Source organism: Bradyrhizobium sp. USDA 4461 (genome assembly GCF_054055655.1).
The window spans coordinates 7,925,830-7,943,989 of the sequence record NZ_JBSRXM010000001.1 but is presented as its reverse complement, the minus strand read 5'-3'; the positions used below and the strand labels follow the sequence as shown (position 1 = coordinate 7,943,989).

Here is an 18,160-nt window from a genome sequence, read left to right as displayed (position 1 = left end):
CTCAGTCCGCAACCAAGACGTCGGCGACGAAGCGCGGCTCGCGCACCGCCTGCCCTGCGAAGGTCGAACCCTCCTCGAACCAGGAGCGTGGCGCCGGCGCGCCCCACAGCGTCTGGCGGCGCGGATCGCGCAGCGACCAGCGCAGCGGCTCGTGGTCGTGATCCCCGGTGAAATAGTCGCTGGTGTAGAGCTCGATGCGGTGGCCGTCGGGATCGCGGATGTAGAGGAAGAAGGCGTTGGAGATGCCGTGCCGGCCCGGGCCGCGCTCGATGTTCTTGAGGAAGCCGGACGAGGCCATCACGTCGCAGAGATGCACGATGTTCATCGCGGTCGGTACCCAATAGGCGATGTGGTGCAGGCGCGGGCCACGGCCGTTGGTGATGGCGAAGTCGTGGACATTGCCCTTGCGGTGCATCCAGGCGGCGGCGATGCGCCCCTGGTCGCCGTCCTCCTCGGCATATTCGGTGAGGCGGAAGCCGAGCCGGGCGTAGAAATCGATGGTGTCCTGCACCTCGGCGGCGAACACGTTGAAATGGTCGAGCCGCTGCGGATGGCAGCCCTTGTAGAGATCGTAGCGCCGCAGCAGATGCGGGCGCTTCTCCATGGTGGCGTAGAGCTCGATCTGGAAGCCGAACGGATCGGTGAATTGCAGCGTGCGGCCCTGGAACGGCTGGTCGACGAAAGCGTAGGTGATGCCGTTCTCTGAGCAGAACGCGGCCGCCTTGTCGAGGTCGCCATCATTGCCAACCTTGAAGCCGAGCCGGTTGCAGGCCGCCTTCGCCGCCTTGCGCAGCACCACCGAGTGGTGCTGGTGCTCCTCGCTGGCGCGCAGATAGACCGATTTGTCGTCGCGGTCCTCGATATGGAGGCCGACCGTCTTCTCGTAGAAGGCGGCGCTCTTGTCGAGATCGGTGACGTCGAGCACGGCATGGCTGCAGCGGATGATGTTGAACGGCGGATCGAAAACGTGTGTCGGAACGGGCATTGGTGTTTCCCCTCTGGATCGTCATTCCGGGACGGTCCGCAGGACCAGACCCGGAATCTCAAGATTCCGGGTTCGCTTCGCGCCCCGGAACGACGTGCAATCAAATTCCCAGTTTCTGAATCTTGTGCGTCCCGCGCGCGAGCGAGACGTGCTTGGTTTCCATGTAGAAGTCGAACGAGTAGTCGCCGCCGTCGCGGCCGATGCCCGACGACTTCATGCCGCCGAACGGGGTCGGCAGATGGCGGACGTTTTCCGAATTGAGCCAGATCATGCCGGCTTCCAGCGCATCGGCGACGCGCAGCGCGCGGCCCATCTCGCCGGTCCAGACATAGCCGGTCAGGCCGTATTGCACGCCATTGGCGATCTCGATCGCCTCTCGCTCGTCCTTGAACGGGATCACGGTCAGGAACGGGCCGAACACCTCTTCCTGCGCGACGCGCATGCTTGCGTTGGCGCCGGTGACCAGCGTCGGCTGCACATAGTGGCCGCCGCCGGGACCGTCATGCGGCTTGCCGCCGACCGCGATGGTCGCGCCATCCTTCTTGGCGACGTCGAAATAGCTGCACACCTTGGCGAGATGCCGCTCGTGGATCAGCGGCCCGATCTCGGTCGCGGGGTCGAGCGGGTGACCGACCTTCAACGCCTTCACGCGCGCGGTCAGCTTCTCGATGAACTTGTCGGCGATGCTTTCCTGGACCAGCAGCCGGCTCGACGAGGTGCAGCGCTCGCCGTTGAGCGAGTAGATCATGAACACGACGGCATCGAGCGCGCGGTCGAGATCGGCGTCGTCGAACACGATCACCGGGTTCTTGCCGCCGAGCTCGAAATGCACCCGCTTCAAGGTCGGTGCGCCCTGCGCCATGATCGCGGAGCCCGTCGCGCTCTCGCCGACAAACCCGATCGCCTTGATGGCGGGGTGTTCGGTCAGCGCCTTGCCGGCCTCTTCGCCGAATCCATGCACGGTGTTGAGCACGCCGTCGGGGAGGCCGGCCTGTTTTGCCAGTTTGACCAACAGGTCGGCGGTCACCGGCGACCATTCCGCCGGCTTATGCACCACCGTGCAGCCGGCCGCGAGCGCCGGCGCGATCTTCCAGGTCGAAAGCATGAACGGCGTATTCCACGGCGTGATCACGCCGACCGGGCCGATCGGCACCCGGGTCGAGATGTTCCAATGCTCGTCCGAGGGCGTGTTGAGGCCGTCGCGGGCCTCAGTGCATTTGTCGGCGAAGAAGCGGAAATTCTCCGCGGCGCGGATCGCGGCCTTGGCCATGAAGCGGTGCGCCTGGCCGGTGTCGATGCATTCGAGCACGGCGATGTCGTCGGCGCGCGCCTCGATCGCATCGGCGACGCGATGCAGCAGCTTGCGGCGCTGCGCCGCCGGCATGTCGCGCCAGGCCTTGAAGGCCTTGGCCGCCGCGGTTGCCGCGTTGTCGATATCCTCCGCATTGCCGCGCGCGACGCTCGCCAGCACCGTGCCGTCGATCGGGGATTTCGTCTCAAACGTCTGGCCGGAGGCCGCCGGCACGACCTTGCCGTCGATCACATTGCCGATGCCGTCGGCCTTCAATTTCGCCAGCAGGGGACCGGCGCGATCGCGGTTGGCCTGGAACACGTCGGTCGACGGTTTCGCTGTCGCTTTATCCATTGACCGTCTCCACCTTCAATGCGTCGTGGATGTTGTTGCGTTTCCAGCTCGTCTCCTTGTCGTTGATCTGCATGTCGAACGACAAAGCGAACTTGCTGTTGGCGAACACCGGATCGAGATGGGCCGACAGCGCCTTGAAGATGTGCTCGCCGGCCTTCTTGCGGGCCGCGAGGTCGCGGCCTTCGCCGAGCCGCAGCACCATGTCGAGAAAGCCGTAGGTCTTGCGGCCGTCGGCGATCGCGTAGTGCTCGCACCTGACGGCGCGAACCCGGATGCCGCCGAGCGGGAAGATGCCGGTCTCGACGGCGGCCTTGCGGACCACCTCGACGGTCGCGCCCATGTCGACGAGGCCGTCGAGATTGGCGGAATATTCAAGCGTGAAATGCGGCATGCAGCGCTCCTGAGTGCATCAGGCGAAGTAGCAGCTCACGGACCCGTACGGTCCGTAGTCGGCCTGGATGGTGTCACCCTTGCGGGTTTCGATCGGACGGATGAAGGAGCCCGCCAGCACGACTTGTCCAGCTTCCAGCGCCAAACCGTTCGGCGCGATCTTGTTGGCGAGCCACGCCACCGCGGTCGCCGGATGATTCAACACGCCGGCGGCCAGACCGGTTTCCTCGAGCTGGCCGTTGCGGAAGCACAGTGCGCCGATCCAGCGCAGGTCGGCCTCCAGCGGGCGGATCGGCCGGCCGCCGAGCACGATGCCGGCATTGGCGGCGTTGTCGGCGATGGTGTCGAAGATCTTGCGCGTCGCCTTGGTCTCGGGATCAACGCGCTCGACCCGTGTATCGAGGATCTCCAGCGCCGGGACCACGAAGTCGGTGGCGTTCAGCACATCGAACAGCGTGCAGTTCGGTCCCGCGAGGCGGTGCTTCATCACGAAGGCGAGCTCGGCCTCGACGCGGGTTGCGATGAAGCGGTCGGTCGGCACCAGCCCGCCATCGGCAAAGAACATGTCGTCGAGCAGGATGCCGGAATCCGGCTCGTCGATATTAAGCGCGCTCTGCATCGCCTTCGAGGTCAGGCCGATCTTGTGGCCCTTGACGATGCGGCCCTGCGCCACCTTCATCTCGACCCAGGCCTTCTGAATCGCGTAGGCGTCGTCGAGGGTGATGCGGGGGTATTCCAGCGAGAGCTGGCGGATTTGCTTGCGGGTCTTTTCCGCAGTGTCGAGCCGCTCGGCGGCAGCGCGGATATCGTCCTTGGAGAGGGCCATGCGTGCTACACAAAAGTGGATGTCGGGAGATGATTAACATGTTAAATGAATTCCCGCAAACTGAATCGAGGCATGCTGCAATGCGAAATTTCGTTGCGGTGGATTGAGCGATGGCGCGCAAGAAATTGGATGAGATACGGCCGGAGGACGAGGCGTCGGCGCGCCGGACCCCGATGCGCGAGTTCTCGCGCTCGCTGCCGATGTCGCTGCTCCGCGCGCGCGAAGCGGTGATGCGGCAATTCCGGCCGTCGCTGCGCAATCACGGGCTGACAGAGCAGCAGTGGCGGATTCTGCGTGCACTCACCGCGGTCGACGAGATCGAGGTTACCGAGCTCGCCCGCATGGCGTTTCTGCTCGGCCCGAGCCTGTCGCGAATCCTGCGCGATCTCGAGGCGCGCGGGCTGATCGAGCGCAAGGCGGCGGAGAACGACGCGCGGCGTGCGGTGGTCTCGATCTCCGCCAAGGGATTGAAACTGATCGAGGCCGTGGCGCCGACCTCCGAGGTGATCTACGCCGCCATCACCAGGCGCTACGGCGCGCGCAAGCTTGCGGAGCTGCAGGAGATGCTGGGCGCGCTGGAGGCGAGCCTGGCCGGAATGGGCGCGGCCGAAGGCGCCGACGTCGAGAGCGACGAATAGCCGTCGCTCAGGCCATGTAGGGCACCCGCGAAATCACGTTGATGGCGCGGAATTCGGCGATCCAGCCGGCGACCTTGGAGTGCGACCATTCGATATGGCGGCGCAGGATCGCCGCTGCCGCGTCGCCGTCGCGGGCGCGCAGGGCTTCGATGATCACCAGATGCTCATCCATGAAGGAATCGATCTGCGGCGCGGTCAGCGCCACCTGAATGTGCTTGCCGATTACGAACGCGCAGTGGGTGCGCTTGAGCGCTTCGAGCATCTCGCGATTGACGCCGTAACCCAGGCAGCGGATATGCAGGTCGCCCTCGATCTCGTCGAGCTCGCCGACGCCGACGTTGCTGCGGAATTGGATGCCCTCGCGCAGCCGCGCGGCCATCCGGTCCAGCAGGGCGGCCGGAATCTTCGCCGCGGCGGATTTCAAGAGCAGCGGCTCGAGGGTGGCGCGCACCTCGAAGATGTCGCGCAGGCGATCCTCGTCCAGCGGCACTACGTACCAATGCGCCTTGGCGCCTTTCTCCAGGATTCCGATCGCCTGCGCACGGAGCAACAGATTGCGCGCGACCGTGCGCCCGACCCGGAAATGCCGCGCCAGCGCCAGCTCGCTGACCCGGAAGCGTCCGAACAGCGAGCGGTAGATGATCTCGCGTTCGAGCTTGTAATAGAGGGTGTCCCAGGCGTCGCTGCGCACCGCCTCGACCGGGCCGTCGGTCAGCCCGAACATCTCAGGGGTGATCGGCACGCGCCGCGGTTCGACCTTGCGCTTGCCGGCAATGACGCCGCGGCCATCGAACCGGCGCACCAGGCCGATATGCTCGAGCTGCTCGAACGCCTGCCGTACCGGCGAGCGGCTGGAGCCGAACAAGGTTGCGATCGCCGACTCGGAGAGGACAGCGCCGGGCGGAACATCGCCGGCCCGGATGTGCTTTGCCAGCGCGCTCTTGATCAGCGCGTAGGCCGGCTGTTTCCGTCTGGTCTGCGATTTCGCTCTTGGAATCGACATCGATGACTGCCCGTCGGTCACATTACTGGTAGCAGGCATTTACGCACCGCCGCCAGCGAAGTTTTGGCTATTGCGTGCAATGTGCAATCATGTTTAGCTGAGCCGGTACGTTTGGATCGATTGTCGCCGTTGCACGTGTTGTGCGCTGCAGCGGCGCTGATGTTTGTTCGTCGCGCTGTTTGATGGCTGCGGATCGGGGCAACGGGTCTATGCGTCCAGCTCGTCTCAATGCAGCCGGCATCCAAGTTCGGCGCCATCAAGGGAGGATTGAATGAAACTGACGAGGCGTGAGTTTTCCGCCGGCTTGGCGGCAGGTCTCGCTGCGCCCGCGCTGATGCGCAGCGCGTGGGCGCAGGGCGCGACCATCAAGATCGGCATGTGCGTGCCGGTGACCGGTCCGGCGGCGGAGCAGGGGCTGTGGGCCCAGAACGGCGCCAAGCTGGCGCTGGCCGCGGTCAACAAGGCCGGTGGCGTGCTCGGCAAGCAGGTCGAGCTCGTGATCGAGGACGATCAGACCACCAATCCGGGCATCGTGCTGGCGTTCTCCAAGCTCGCCGCGCAATCCGACATCGTCGCCTTCCTCGGCTCGATCCGCTCGACCCAGGTGCAGGCGATGGCGCCCGACGTGATCAAGGTCGGCAAGCCGGTGATGATCGGCGGCACCAATCCCGATCTCACCCATTCCGGCAATCCCTGGCTGTTCCGCTTCCGCCCGAACGACAATTATTCCGGCCGCGTGATCGCCGACTTCGGCGTCAACACGCTCGGCAAGAAGAAATGGGCGATCGTGCATTCCACCGATGCCTTCGGCACCGCGGGCGGCAAGGCGCTCAGCGAAGCGCTGACCAAGCTTGGCGCGCCGCCGGTGCTCGACCAGGGCTATGCCAACCAGAGCCAGGATTTCACTCCGGTCGTGCTGGCCGTGAAGCAGTCCGGCGCCGACGTGCTCGGCACCTACTTCACCTTCGAGAACGATCTCGGCATCTTTGCCCGGCAGCTGCGCCAGCTCGGCGTCAACATTCCCTGGGTCGGCTCGCCCTCGGTGGTGGCGGTGTCCTCGACCAAGCTCGCCGGCCCCGCGCTGTTCGGCACCTACGGTGTCGCCGACTTCGCCGAAGACTCCAGCGATGCCGCGAAGGCGTTCGGCAAGGCCTATCGCGATGCCTACAAGACCGCGCCCGACAACCAGAGCGCCTGGCCCTATGACGCGATCACCATCCTGTCGGCGGCGATCAACAAGGCGGGCTCGACCGATCCGACCAAGATCCGCGAGGCGATCCTGGCGACGCAGAAATTCGCCGGCGCCGAAGGCGAATATAATTTCGACAAGAACGGCGACGGTCTGCACGGCTACAACGTCGTGAAGAACGACAAGGGCAAGATCGTCTACGACAAGCACATCGACTTCAACGATTGATTAGGCCGGTCAGGGAGGCGCGAGTGGATGGTTCCCTCCCCCACGCAACCGGGGTCTACCCCGGTTGCGTTGGGGGAGAGAGCCCTACCACCTCCCGAACGATAATCACTCCGATCCGGCTGGTCCCGGGATGTTCGTTTCGCCTTTCAATCGAGCGCCGTCATGGATCTCATCCTCCAACTGCTATTCACCGGAATCGGCATCGGCGCGGTCTACGCGCTGGTCGCGCTCGGTTTCGTGCTGATCTTCCGCGCCACCAACGTGGTGAACTTCGCGCAAGGTGAATTCTCGATGGTTGCCGCCTATCTGATGGTGGTCTGTGTCGAGCTCGGCCTGCCATACTGGCTGTCCTTCGTGATCGCGCTTGCCGGCATGGCGCTGCTCGGCGTCATCTTCAATCTCGGCGTCTATTATCCGCTGCGCCACCGCACCTATCTGCCCGTCATCATCGCGACCATCGGCGCCTCGATCCTGCTGTCGAACTCGGTGCTCGCGATCTACGGTCCGCAGCCGCAGGTGCTGCAGGGCTGGTTCGATACGCCCGGCATCCAGCTCGGCCCGGTCTATCTCGACAGCCAGTATCTGTTGATCATCGGCGTCACGATCCTCTTGGTGCTGTTCAATTTCTGGTTCTTCGAGAAGACGCTGCTCGGCAAGAAGCTGCAGGCGACCTCGCAGGACAAGGAGATGGCCTCGCTGCTCGGCATTTCCGTCTCCACCATGATCATGATCACCTTCATCTATTCGGCCGTGCTCGGCGGTCTCGCCGGCATCCTGGTGGCGCCGGTGCTGTTCGTCTCGATCCAGATGGGCTCGACCATCGCGCTGAAGGCGTTCGCCGCGACCATCATCGGCGGCTTCGGCGACGTTGCGGGCGCGATCGTCGGCGGCCTCGCGCTCGGCGTCATCGAGACGTTCGGCGCCGCCTACATCTCGGTGCCGTACAAGGACGGCTTTGCCTTCCTGGTGCTGATCGCCTTCCTGGTGTTCCGGCCGCAGGGCATCTTCGGCGAACGTGTCGCGGAGAAAGCATGAGCGCCAGCGACAACATGATTCCGGCGCCGGCCGTGCGCTCGAAACCGCTGATCATCCGGCATCTGCCGTATTTCCTCGGCGCCGCGGTGCTGGTGGCGCTCGCCGCCAGCATGCAGTTCGACGGTTACGTGCTCAACATCCTGCTGCAGGCCACGACCTTCTCGATCGCGGTGTTCGGGCTGTCGGTCGTGCTCGGCCTGTGCGGCCAGATCAACCTGGCGCAGGCCGCGTTCTTCGGCTTCGGCGCCTATGCCGTCGGCCTCGGGACCGCCGACCTGCATCTGAACTTCTGGCTCTGCCTGGTCGGCGGCTGCGTGATCACGTTGATCGCCGGCGCGTTCCTCGGCATGTCGACGCTGCGGCTCGGCGGGCATTACCTGGCCATGGTGACGATCTCGTTCCAGCAGATCGTGACGCTGGTGATGATCAACGCGATCGGCGTGACCCATGGGCCCGACGGCGTCGCCAACATTCGCCGCCCCGAGCTGTTCCAGTCCTCGCAAAGCTATCTGGCGTTCTGCGTCGCGATGCTCGCCATCGTCGGCTATCTGGTCTGGCATCTGCCCGACACCAAGCTCGGCCGCGCCATGCGCGCGGTGCGCGACAACGAGCTCGCGGCCGGCGTCAACGGCATCGACGTGTTCCGCACCAAGGTCTCCGCCTTTGCCGTGTGCGCGGTGCTCGGCGGCCTGGCGGGCGGCCTGTTCGCCGGCGGCTTCGCCTATGTCAGTCCGGACCAGTTCTCGTTCGCGGAATCGATCCAGTTTCTGACCATGTCGCTGCTCGGCGGCGTCGCTTCGCCGATCGGCTCGGCGATCGGCACCGGGCTGCTGATCCTGATCCCGGAATGGCTGCGCTTCCTCAAGAGCGTACCGGGTCTCTACCTCGCGATCTACGGCCTGTCGGTGATCCTGATCATCCGCTTCATGCCCGACGGCATCTGGGGCTTCGTGTCCGACGCCTTCACGCGCTGGCGTGCCCACACCAGGGCGCCGCCTGTGGCCGGAGCGCTCCAGCTCAAGCCAGCGACGACCGGCGGCGACATCGTGCTCGAAGTCACCGGGCTCTCGAAGCATTTCGGCGGCCTCAAGGCGGTCGACGGCGTCGACATCGCGGTGAAGCGCGGCAGCGTGCACGCGCTGATCGGACCCAACGGCTCCGGCAAGACCACGACGCTGAACGTGCTGTCCGGTCTCTACAAGGCGACATCAGGCAAGATCGTGCTCGACGGCACCGACATCACCGCCATGGCGCCGCATCAGCGCACCGCCGCGGGTCTCGGACGCACGTTCCAGAACATCCGCCTGTTCCGCTCGATGACGGCGCTGGAGAATGTCGAGATCGGCGCCGAGCGGCCCGGCAACACCATGATCGGGAAGGGCGACGACGCGCTGACCGAGCGCGCGATGGAGGCGCTGACCTTCGTCGGCCTCGGCAGCCGCGCCAACGAGCTGATCTCGAGCTTCTCCTACGGCCACCAGCGCCTGATCGAGATCGCGCGGGCGCTGGCCTCGAATCCGACCTTGCTGCTGCTCGACGAGCCGGCCGCCGGCCTCAACTCGACCGAGAAGCTCGAGCTGCACGAACTGCTCAAGCGCATCGCAGCGCAGGGCCTCACCATCCTGATCATCGATCACGACATGACGCTGGTCTCGGAAGCCGCCCAGCACATCACCGTGCTGAACTTCGGACGCCGCATCGCGGACGGCGAGTCGATGGCGGTGCTGCGCCATCCCGACGTCGTCTCCGCCTATCTCGGGAGCGAATGATGCCGCTGCTCGAAATCCGCAATCTCGTGGTCCGCTACGGCGAGATCGAGGCGCTGCGCGGCGTCACCATCGCCGTCGAGCAGGGCCAGGTGGTCACGCTGCTCGGCGCCAATGGCGCCGGCAAGTCGACCACGCTGCGCGCGATCAGTGGCCTCGCCAAGCCCGCCTCCGGCGACATCCTATTCGACGGTCACTCGATCGCAGGCCTCGGGCCGGAAGCGATCGTGCGGCTCGGCATCTCGCATGTGCCGGAAGGCCGCCGCGTGTTTCCGGGCCTCACGGTGAAAGAGAACATCATGCTCGGCGCGTCGAACCGGAAGGTTTCGGCGTCGCAGATCTCGCGCGAGGCCGACGCGATGTTCGATTTGTTTCCCGATATTCGCGCCTTCTCCAATGCGCTCGGCTGGACGCTGTCCGGCGGTCAGTTGCAGATGGTCGCGGTGGCGCGCGGGCTGATGGCGAAGCCGCGGCTGCTGCTGCTCGACGAGCCGTCGCTCGGTCTCGCACCTGTGATCGTGCAGGCGGTGTTCCGCATTATTTCGCAGATCAGGAAGGACACCACGGTCTTGCTCGTCGAGCAAAATGCGCGCATGGGACTGTCGGTCGCCGATCACGGTTTTGTCCTCGAAACCGGACGGATCGTGCTGGGTGGCAAGCCCGACGAATTGTGGGGCAATGAAGCCATCGCCGCGGCCTATCTCGGCGGCCACGCCAAGACCCACGCTTAAGACCCACACCTAAGAACACACTGTGCCTTATCGAGCGAGCTAGTTTTTCATGGTCACCATCAAGGTCGATAATCTCATCAACTTCGTGTCCGAGGTGTTTTCGCATTCGGAGTCGTCTGCGGAAGAGGCGAAGCGCATCGCGACCTATCTGACGACCGCGAACCTCACCGGGCATGACAGCCACGGCGTGATCCGCGTGCCCGTCTATGTCAGGTGGAAGAAGATGGGCTCGATCGTGCCGAACCAGACCCCCGAGGTCGTGGTCGACACGCCGTCGCTCGCGGTGGTCGACGGCAAGTTCGGCTATGGCCAGACCGTCACCCCGGTTGCGGTCAAGCTCGGGATCGAGAAGTGCAAGAAGGCGGGGCTTGCCGCCGTCGCGCTGCGCAACTCCGGCCATCTCGGCCGCGTCGGCGACTGGGCCGAAATGGCCGCCGCCGAAGGCCTCGTCTCAATTCATTTCGTGACCGCGGCGGGCTCGCTCCTGGTCGCGCCGTACGGCGGCGTCGAGAAGCGGCTGTCGACCGCACCCTATTGCGTCGGCATTCCGCGCCAGGGCCAGGATCCGATCGTGCTCGATTTCGCGACATCCGTTGTCGCAGAGGGAAAGTGCCTGGTGGCGAGCCGCGGCGGCAAGAAGCTGCCGATCGGCGCGCTGGTCGATGCCGACGGTACGCTGAGCGAAGACCCGCATGTGCTGTATGGCCCGTACACGCCGGATGGGCCGCGCGACCACACCAAGGGAACCGGCGCGATCCGCGCCTTCGGCGATCACAAGGGCTCGGGCCTCGCCTTCATCTGTGAGCTGCTTGGCGGCGCGCTGACCGGCACCGGTGCGACATCGTCGGACCGCCGCTTCGCCAACGGCATGATGGCGTTCTACATCGATCCCAAGGTGATCGACACCAGCAACTTCTTCGACGGCGAAATCACCCGCTACACCGATTTCATCCGCGCCACCAAGCCGATCGCGGGCACGGAGTCGGTGCTGGTTCCGGGCGATCCCGAGCGCAAGACCCGCGCCGATCGCACCAGGAACGGCATCCCCTTGCCTGACGACACCTGGGCGGCGATAGTGAATACCGCGCGCGACGTCGGCGTCAGCGAAGTCTCGATCCAGCGGGCGACCAGCTGAGCTCCGCTCCTCCAGGAAACGCAGCTGCCCTTCAAGAAACACAAAAGGAAACGTGGACAATGGCAAACAAGGTCAAGCAGGTCTGGGCATCGGGCAAGGCGGTGGTCAACGCGTGGCTCGCGATCCCCTCCGGGTTTTCGGCCGAAGTGATCGCGCAATGCGGCTTCGACAGCGTCACCGTCGACATGCAGCATGGCGTGCAGGATTATCAGTCGATGGTGCAATGCTTCCAGGCGATGCATGCCCATCCGGTCACGCCGATGGTCCGCGTGCCCTGGAATGAGCCCGGCATCATCGGCAAGGTGCTGGACGGCGGCGCCTATGGCGTGATCTGCCCGATGGTCAACACGCCGCAGGAAGCCAAGAACCTCGTTTCCTACGCAAAATATCCGCCGAAGGGCGTGCGCTCCAACGGTCCGATCCGCGCCGGCATGTATGGCTCGGCCGGCACCTATCAGCAGACCGCCAACGACGAGATCGCGCTGCTGCCGATGATGGAGACCAAGACCGCGGTCGAGAACATGGAAGCCATCCTCGACGTCGAAGGCATCGACGGCGTCTATATCGGCCCGTCCGATCTCGGCTTCTCCTACGGCCTGGTGCCGAAGCTCGATCGCGACGAGCCGGAGATCCTCAAGATCTACGAGAAGATCATCAAGGAATGCGGCAAGCGCGGCCTCAACCCGGGCATCCACTGCTCCGGCGCCGAAGGCGCGGTGCGCGCGATCAACATGGGCTTCAAGCTCGTGACGCTGTCGAACGAAGTCGGCCTGATGCAGGTCTACGCCAAGATGCAGGTCAATGCGACCCGCGAGAAGTCCGGCGGCAAGGCCTGAGAACGCGAATAGCGAGTAGCGAATGGCGAATAGGGGACGATGATTGGAGTAGCACTATTCGCTCCTCGCCATTCGCTATTCGCCCCTCAAAAGGAGAACTTCCATGGCCACCGCACAAACGATCCGCCTGCACGCCGACGATAGCGTCCTGATCGCGCGCGCGAGCCTGCCGCCAGGGTTGGAGGTGGCCGAAGGCGTCACCACGGTCGACCGCATTCCGGCCGGCCACAAGGTCGCGATCAAGCCGATCGCGCAGGGCGAGCCGATCCGCCGCTACGGCCAGATCATCGGCTTTGCGACGCAGCCGATCGCGCCCGGCCAGCATGTGCACACGCAGAATTGCGGCATGGGCGATTTCGCCAAGGACTACGCCTATGGCGTCGACGTCAAGCCGGTGCCGAATTTCGATCTGCCGGCGACGTTCGAGGGCATCCGCCGCGCCGATGGCCGCGTCGCGACGCGCAACTATATCGGCATCCTCACCTCGGTGAATTGCAGCGCCCATGTCGCCGGCATCGTCGCCGACATGTTCAAGAAGAACCCGTTCACCGGCGACAATCCGCTGGCCGATTTCCCCAATGTCGACGGCGTCGTCGCGCTGACCCACAAGACCGGCTGCGGCATGACCCAGGACGAGCCGCTGGCGCTGCTCCGCCGCACGCTCGGCGGCTATGCGCGGCACGTCAATTTCTCCAACGTCATCGTGCTCGGCCTCGGCTGCGAGGTGAACCAGATCGGCGGCCTGATGGCCGAGCAGAAGCTGGCCGGCCGGCTGCGCGCGATGGACATCCAGGAGGTCGGCGGCACGCGCAAGACGGTCGAAGCCGGCGTCGCCTTCGTCAAGGAAGCGCTCACTGATGCCAACAAGGTCAAGCGCGAGGCGGTGCCGGCGAGCGAACTCACCGTGGCGCTGCAATGCGGCGGCTCGGATGGATATTCCGGCGTGTCGGCCAATCCGGCGCTCGGCGCGGCGAGCGACCTGCTGGTCCGGCACGGCGGCACGGTCATTCTCTCGGAGACACCCGAGACCTACGGCGCCGAGCATCTGCTGACCCGCCGCGCCGTCAGCCGCGAGGTCGGCGAGAAGCTGGTCGGCCTGATGCGCTGGTGGGAGGAATACACGAGCCGCGAAGGCGCCGAGATGAACGCCAATCCGAGCCCCGGCAACAAGGCCGGCGGCCTCACCACCATTCTCGAGAAGTCGCTCGGCGCGATGGCCAAGGCCGGCAGCACCAACCTCGTCGACGTCCTGCACTACGCCGAGCCGGTGACAAAAAAGGGCTTTGTGTTCATGGACACGCCCGGTTACGACCCGGTCGCCGCCACCGGGCAGGTCGCCGGCGGCGCCAATCTCGTCTGCTTCACCACCGGCCGCGGCAGCGTGTTCGGCTGCAAGCCCGCGCCGTCGATCAAGCTCGCCACCAACACGCCGATGTACAAGCGGATGGAAGACGACATGGACGTCAATTGCGGCACCATCCTCGACGGCGAGGAGAGCGTGCAGCAATGCGGCCAGCGCATCTTCGACCTCATCCTCAAGACCGCCTCCGGCCAGCCGACCAAGAGCGAGAGCTTCGACTTCGGCGGCGCCGAGTTCGCGCCGTGGGTGCTCGGCGCGACGATGTAGTCTCACACTCCGCTGTCGTCCCTGCGAAAGCAGGGACCCATACCGCGTGATTTATCGATAAAGGCGGTGGCAGACACCTTCCACATTACCACGGCCGGTGGCTATGGGTCTCTGCTTTCGCAGGGACGACAAGGAAGTACGTTGGCGAATGAAGCTTCCCGGATTACGCTGCGCTCCATTCGGGCTACGGACCGAACGGAGGAAACATGCGCGCACGTCGGTTGGGTTGCTTCGGATGCATCGCATTTCTCGCCGCTTTGAGCCTTGGCACCGCATCGGCTGATGCCGCAACCGTCGTTGCGCTCGGCGCGAGCAACACCTACGGCAAGGGCGTGGCACGCAACCAGGCCTATCCCGCGCAGCTCGAAGCGATCTTGCGCGCGAAGGGACTGAACGTCCGCGTCGTCAACGCCGGCATCAATGGCGACACCACCGAAGGGATGCTGCAACGCCTCGACCGGGCGGTCCCGAACGGCACCCGTGCGGTGATCCTGCAGCCCGGCGGCAACGACCGGCGCAAGGGCAGCCCGGACCGGACCGCGGACATCCAAAGCCGGCTCAGCGCCCGCGGCATCACGGTGATCATGCTCCCCAACGGCATGCTGGGCGGACTTCCGCATCAGCCCGACGGCGTGCACCTGACCCCCGAAGGCTATCACATGCTCGCCGAGCAGCTTGCTTCGCAGGTGTCCGGCGCGATCGGCCGTTAGTCGGTGAGGGCGATTGCCCGCGGCCATTGCTGACCTCGGCACGCCGCGCGGATAATTCCTGGGCAATCGCTGCCCGTTGTTAGTGCTTGATCCATACCGGAACCAGTGTTCTGCTCAAAAAAGCTGCTGGAGTCCTCGGTCCGTGTCGATCTTCGTCGCACTGCATCACGTCACGCACTACAAATACGACCGGCCGATCGATCTCGGGCCCCAGACCATTCGGCTCCGGCCGGCGCCGCATACCCGCACGCCGATCCTGAGCTATTCGCTCAAGGTCACGCCATCGAATCACTTCGTGAACTGGCAGCAGGACCCGCAGGGCAACTGGCTGGCGCGCTATGTTTTTCCGGAGAAGGCGACCGAGCTCAAGGTCGAGGTCGATTTCACCGCGCAGATGACGGTGGTCAATCCGTTCGACTTCTTCGTCGAGCCTTACGCCAACAGCTTTCCGTTCGAATACCCCGCCGACCTCAAGACCGAGCTCGCGCCCTATCTCGAGACCGACGAGCCCGGGCCGTTGCTCGCGGCGTATCTGAAGGGAATCCCGCGCCAGGCCGACTCGACCGTCAATTTCCTGGTCGAGCTGAATGCGCAGCTGCAAAAACAGATCAGCTACGTCATCCGCATGGAGGCCGGCATCCAGACGCCGGAGGAGACGCTGGCCGCGGGCTCCGGCTCCTGCCGCGATTCGGCGTGGCTCCTGATCCAGGCGCTGCGCCATCTCGGGCTCGCGACGCGTTTCGTCTCCGGCTATCTCATTCAACTCCGGCCCGACATCGATCCGCTCGAAGGGCCGCGCGAGGTCGAGAGCGATTTCACCGATCTCCACGCCTGGGCCGAGGTCTATCTGCCCGGCGCGGGCTGGATCGGGTTCGACGTCACCTCCGGCATGCTGACCGGCGAGGGCCACATCCCGGTCTGCGCCACGCCGCATTACCGCTCGGCCGCGCCGGTGACCGGCACCGCGGGCATCGCCAACACCGAGTTCGGCTTCGACATGAGCGTCAAGCGGATCCGCGAGGCGCCGCGGATCACCCGGCCGTTCTCGGATGATTCCTGGGCACGGCTCGACCGGGTCGGCGAGCAGGTCGATGCCGACCTGACGGAGCACGACGTGCGGCTGACGATGGGCGGCGAGCCGACCTTCGTCTCGGTCGACGATCCGGAATCGCCGGAGTGGAATATTGCCGCGGTCGGTCCGACCAAGCGGGCGCTCGCCGACGATTTGATCCGCAAGCTGCGCACGCGGTTCGCGCCGGGCGGGCTGCTGCATTACGGCCAGGGCAAATGGTATCCCGGCGAAAGCCTGCCGCGCTGGGCGTTCGGCCTCTATTGGCGCAAGGACGGCAAGCCGATCTGGAACAACGCCGATCTGATCGCGTCGATCGAGAATCCGCGCAAGGCCGAGGTGGCCGATGCCGAGCGCTTTGCCGTCGGCACCGCGAGGAAGCTCGGGCTCGGCGCCGACTATGTCATGCCGGCTTATGAGGACCCTGCGTTCTGGCTGCAGCGTGAAGCCGGCCTGCCGCCCAACGTCACGCCCGATAACTCCAAGCTGACCGATGCCGAAGAGCGCGCGCGCCTGGCGCGGGTGTTCGACGAGGGACTGACGACGCCGAAGGGGTTCGTGCTGCCGATCCAGCGCTGGACGCCGCTTGCCGACAAGATCCCTGCGCGCTGGCGCAGCGAGCACTGGAAGATCCGCCGCAGCCATCTGTTCGCATCACCCGGCGATTCCCCGCTCGGCCTGCGGCTGCCGATCGGCTCGCTCGAACATGTCCCGCCCGAGGACTATCCTTACATCATCGAGCAGGATCCGATGGCGCCGCGCGAGGCGCTTGCCGATGCGGAGCTGAAGCAGGCGCTCAAGGATATCCCCGAGCCGCTGCCGGTGCGCACCGCAATGGCGATCGAAGTCCGCGACGGTGTGCTCTGCGTCTTCATGCCGCCGGTCGAGAAGGTCGATGACTATCTCGAGCTGATCACGGCAATCGAGGCGACCGCCGAGGAAACGCAGCTCGCGGTCCATGTCGAAGGCTATGCACCGCCATACGATCCGCGCGTCGAGGTGATCAAGGTGACGCCCGATCCCGGCGTGATCGAGATCAACGTGCAGCCGGCGCAAAGCTGGCGCGAGGCCGTCGATATCACGCTCGGCCTCTATGAGGACGCCGCGAAGACACGGCTTGGGGCCAACCGGTTCCTGATCGACGGCCGCCACACCGGCACCGGTGGCGGCAACCACATCGTGGTCGGCGGCAGCAAGCCGGAGGATTCCCCGTTCCTGCGCCGGCCTGATCTGCTCAAGAGCCTGGTGCTGTATTGGCAGCGGCATCCGTCGCTGTCCTATCTGTTCTCCGGTATGTTCATCGGCCCGACCAGCCAGGCGCCGCGCATCGACGAGGCGCGGCACGATGGACTTTATGAACTGGAGATCGCGCTGGCGCATGTGCCGCCGCCGGGCATCGATGCGCCGCTGTGGCTGGTCGATCGGCTGTTCCGGCACATCCTGGTCGACATCACCGGCAACACCCATCGCGCCGAGATCTGCATCGACAAGCTCTATTCGCCCGACGGCCCGACCGGCCGGCTCGGCCTGGTCGAATTCCGCGCGCTCGAAATGCCGCCCGATCCCAGGATGTCATTGGCACAGCAGCTTCTGATCCGCGCGTTGATCGCAAAACTGTGGCGCGAGCCGCAGCAGGGCAAGTTCGTGCGCTGGGGCACCGCGCTGCACGACCGCTTCATGCTGCCGCATGTCCTCTGGGAGGATTTTCTGGGCGTGCTCGCCGAGCTCAAGCAGTCCGGCTACGACGTCGAGCCGGAATGGTATCAAGCCCAGCTCGAATTCCGTTTCCCCGCCTTCGGCCGCGTCCATCACGGCGGTGTCGGCCTCGAGCTGCGGCAGGCGCTCGAGCCCTGGCACGTGCTGGGCGAGGAGGGCACCTCGGGCGGCACGGTGCGCTATGTCGATTCGTCGGTCGAGCGCCTCCAGGTCAAGGCGACCGGATTCGTCGAGGGCCGCCACGTCATCACCTGCAACGGCCGGCGGATGCCGATGACCGAGACCGGCCGCTCCGGCGAGGCGGTCGCGGGCGTCCGCTTCAAGGCCTGGCAGCCGGCCTCCGGCCTGCATCCGACCATTCCGGTGCACGCGCCGCTGACGTTCGACCTGATCGACACCTGGAACGGCCGCTCGCTCGGCGGCTGCGTCTATCACGTCGCCCATCCCGGCGGCCGCAATTACGAGACCAAGCCGGTCAATTCCTACGAGGCCGAGGCGCGGCGGCTGGCGCGCTTCCAGGAGCACGGCCATACCCCCGGCAAGATCGAAACGCCGCCGGAGGAACGCACAACTGAGTTTCCCTTGACCCTCGACTTGCGGACGCCGCTCCTGCACTAATTGGCTGCAGGGG

Annotated in this window: 15 protein-coding genes; 10 read left to right on the top strand and 5 right to left on the bottom strand. The window is 65.3% G+C overall.

Annotated features, from left to right (window positions below):
* Position 1: 1 nt before the first annotated feature.
* The 4 genes from hpaD to hpaH form a co-directional block, all read right to left on the bottom strand.
* The gene (gene hpaD / locus ACVINW_RS37225) at positions 2-985 is read right to left on the bottom strand and encodes a 3,4-dihydroxyphenylacetate 2,3-dioxygenase (protein ID WP_456755893.1); all 984 of its coding nucleotides are present in this window, start codon (positions 983-985) and stop codon (positions 2-4) included.
* 100 nt (positions 986-1,085) lie between these two features.
* On the bottom strand, positions 1,086-2,630 hold the full coding sequence (gene hpaE, locus ACVINW_RS37220; protein WP_456755892.1) for a 5-carboxymethyl-2-hydroxymuconate semialdehyde dehydrogenase: 1,545 nt from the start codon (positions 2,628-2,630) through the stop codon (positions 1,086-1,088).
* A complete protein-coding gene (locus ACVINW_RS37215) occupies positions 2,623-3,021 on the bottom strand; it encodes a 5-carboxymethyl-2-hydroxymuconate isomerase (protein WP_456755891.1) in 399 nt (132 codons plus the stop codon). The genes hpaE and ACVINW_RS37215 overlap by 8 nt, the downstream gene beginning before the upstream one ends.
* An 18-nt stretch (positions 3,022-3,039) precedes the next feature.
* Positions 3,040-3,846: a 2-oxo-hept-4-ene-1,7-dioate hydratase gene (hpaH, locus tag ACVINW_RS37210; RefSeq protein WP_456755890.1), complete on the bottom strand. Its 807-nt coding sequence runs from the start codon at positions 3,844-3,846 to the stop codon at positions 3,040-3,042.
* Positions 3,847-3,956: 110 nt separating this feature from the next.
* Between hpaH and hpaR the strand changes: the two genes are divergently transcribed.
* Positions 3,957-4,484: a homoprotocatechuate degradation operon regulator HpaR gene (gene hpaR / locus ACVINW_RS37205; RefSeq protein WP_456755889.1), complete on the top strand. Its 528-nt coding sequence runs from the start codon at positions 3,957-3,959 to the stop codon at positions 4,482-4,484.
* A gap of 7 nt (positions 4,485-4,491) precedes the next feature.
* On the opposite strand, the gene ACVINW_RS37200 is transcribed toward hpaR, so the two are convergent.
* A complete protein-coding gene (locus tag ACVINW_RS37200) occupies positions 4,492-5,487 on the bottom strand; it encodes a GntR family transcriptional regulator (RefSeq protein ID WP_456755888.1) in 996 nt (331 codons plus the stop codon).
* Between the two features lie 271 nt (positions 5,488-5,758).
* Here ACVINW_RS37200 and ACVINW_RS37195 point away from each other — a divergent pair, with 271 nt between their 5' ends.
* From ACVINW_RS37195 to ACVINW_RS37155, 9 genes are all read left to right on the top strand, one after another.
* Positions 5,759-6,904: an ABC transporter substrate-binding protein gene (locus ACVINW_RS37195; RefSeq protein ID WP_456755887.1), complete on the top strand. Its 1,146-nt coding sequence runs from the start codon at positions 5,759-5,761 to the stop codon at positions 6,902-6,904.
* Positions 6,905-7,066: 162 nt separating this feature from the next.
* Complete coding sequence (locus tag ACVINW_RS37190) at positions 7,067-7,939, top strand: branched-chain amino acid ABC transporter permease (protein WP_050420108.1); 873 nt, start codon at positions 7,067-7,069, stop codon at positions 7,937-7,939.
* Positions 7,936-9,708, top strand: a complete 1,773-nt coding sequence (locus ACVINW_RS37185; RefSeq protein ID WP_456755886.1) for a branched-chain amino acid ABC transporter ATP-binding protein/permease — start codon at positions 7,936-7,938, stop codon at positions 9,706-9,708. The genes ACVINW_RS37190 and ACVINW_RS37185 overlap by 4 nt, the downstream gene beginning before the upstream one ends.
* On the top strand, positions 9,708-10,436 hold the full coding sequence (locus tag ACVINW_RS37180; protein ID WP_021079917.1) for an ABC transporter ATP-binding protein: 729 nt from the start codon (positions 9,708-9,710) through the stop codon (positions 10,434-10,436). Before ACVINW_RS37185 ends, ACVINW_RS37180 begins: the two co-directional genes overlap by 1 nt.
* 49 nt (positions 10,437-10,485) lie before the next feature.
* Positions 10,486-11,571 (top strand): malate/lactate/ureidoglycolate dehydrogenase, encoded by a 1,086-nt coding sequence (locus ACVINW_RS37175; RefSeq protein WP_456755885.1) that lies wholly within the window; start codon positions 10,486-10,488, stop codon positions 11,569-11,571.
* 59 nt (positions 11,572-11,630) lie between these two features.
* The gene (locus ACVINW_RS37170; protein ID WP_456755884.1) at positions 11,631-12,407 is read left to right on the top strand and encodes an HpcH/HpaI aldolase family protein; all 777 of its coding nucleotides are present in this window, start codon (positions 11,631-11,633) and stop codon (positions 12,405-12,407) included.
* A gap of 103 nt (positions 12,408-12,510) precedes the next feature.
* Positions 12,511-14,034, top strand: a complete 1,524-nt coding sequence (locus tag ACVINW_RS37165; RefSeq protein ID WP_456755883.1) for a UxaA family hydrolase — start codon at positions 12,511-12,513, stop codon at positions 14,032-14,034.
* 206 nt (positions 14,035-14,240) lie between these two features.
* Positions 14,241-14,744, top strand: coding sequence for a GDSL-type esterase/lipase family protein (locus tag ACVINW_RS37160; protein ID WP_456755882.1), 504 nt, complete (start codon positions 14,241-14,243; stop codon positions 14,742-14,744).
* Positions 14,745-14,886: 142 nt separating this feature from the next.
* Positions 14,887-18,147, top strand: a complete 3,261-nt coding sequence (locus ACVINW_RS37155; RefSeq protein WP_456755881.1) for a transglutaminase family protein — start codon at positions 14,887-14,889, stop codon at positions 18,145-18,147.
* Positions 18,148-18,160 lie beyond the last annotated feature (13 nt).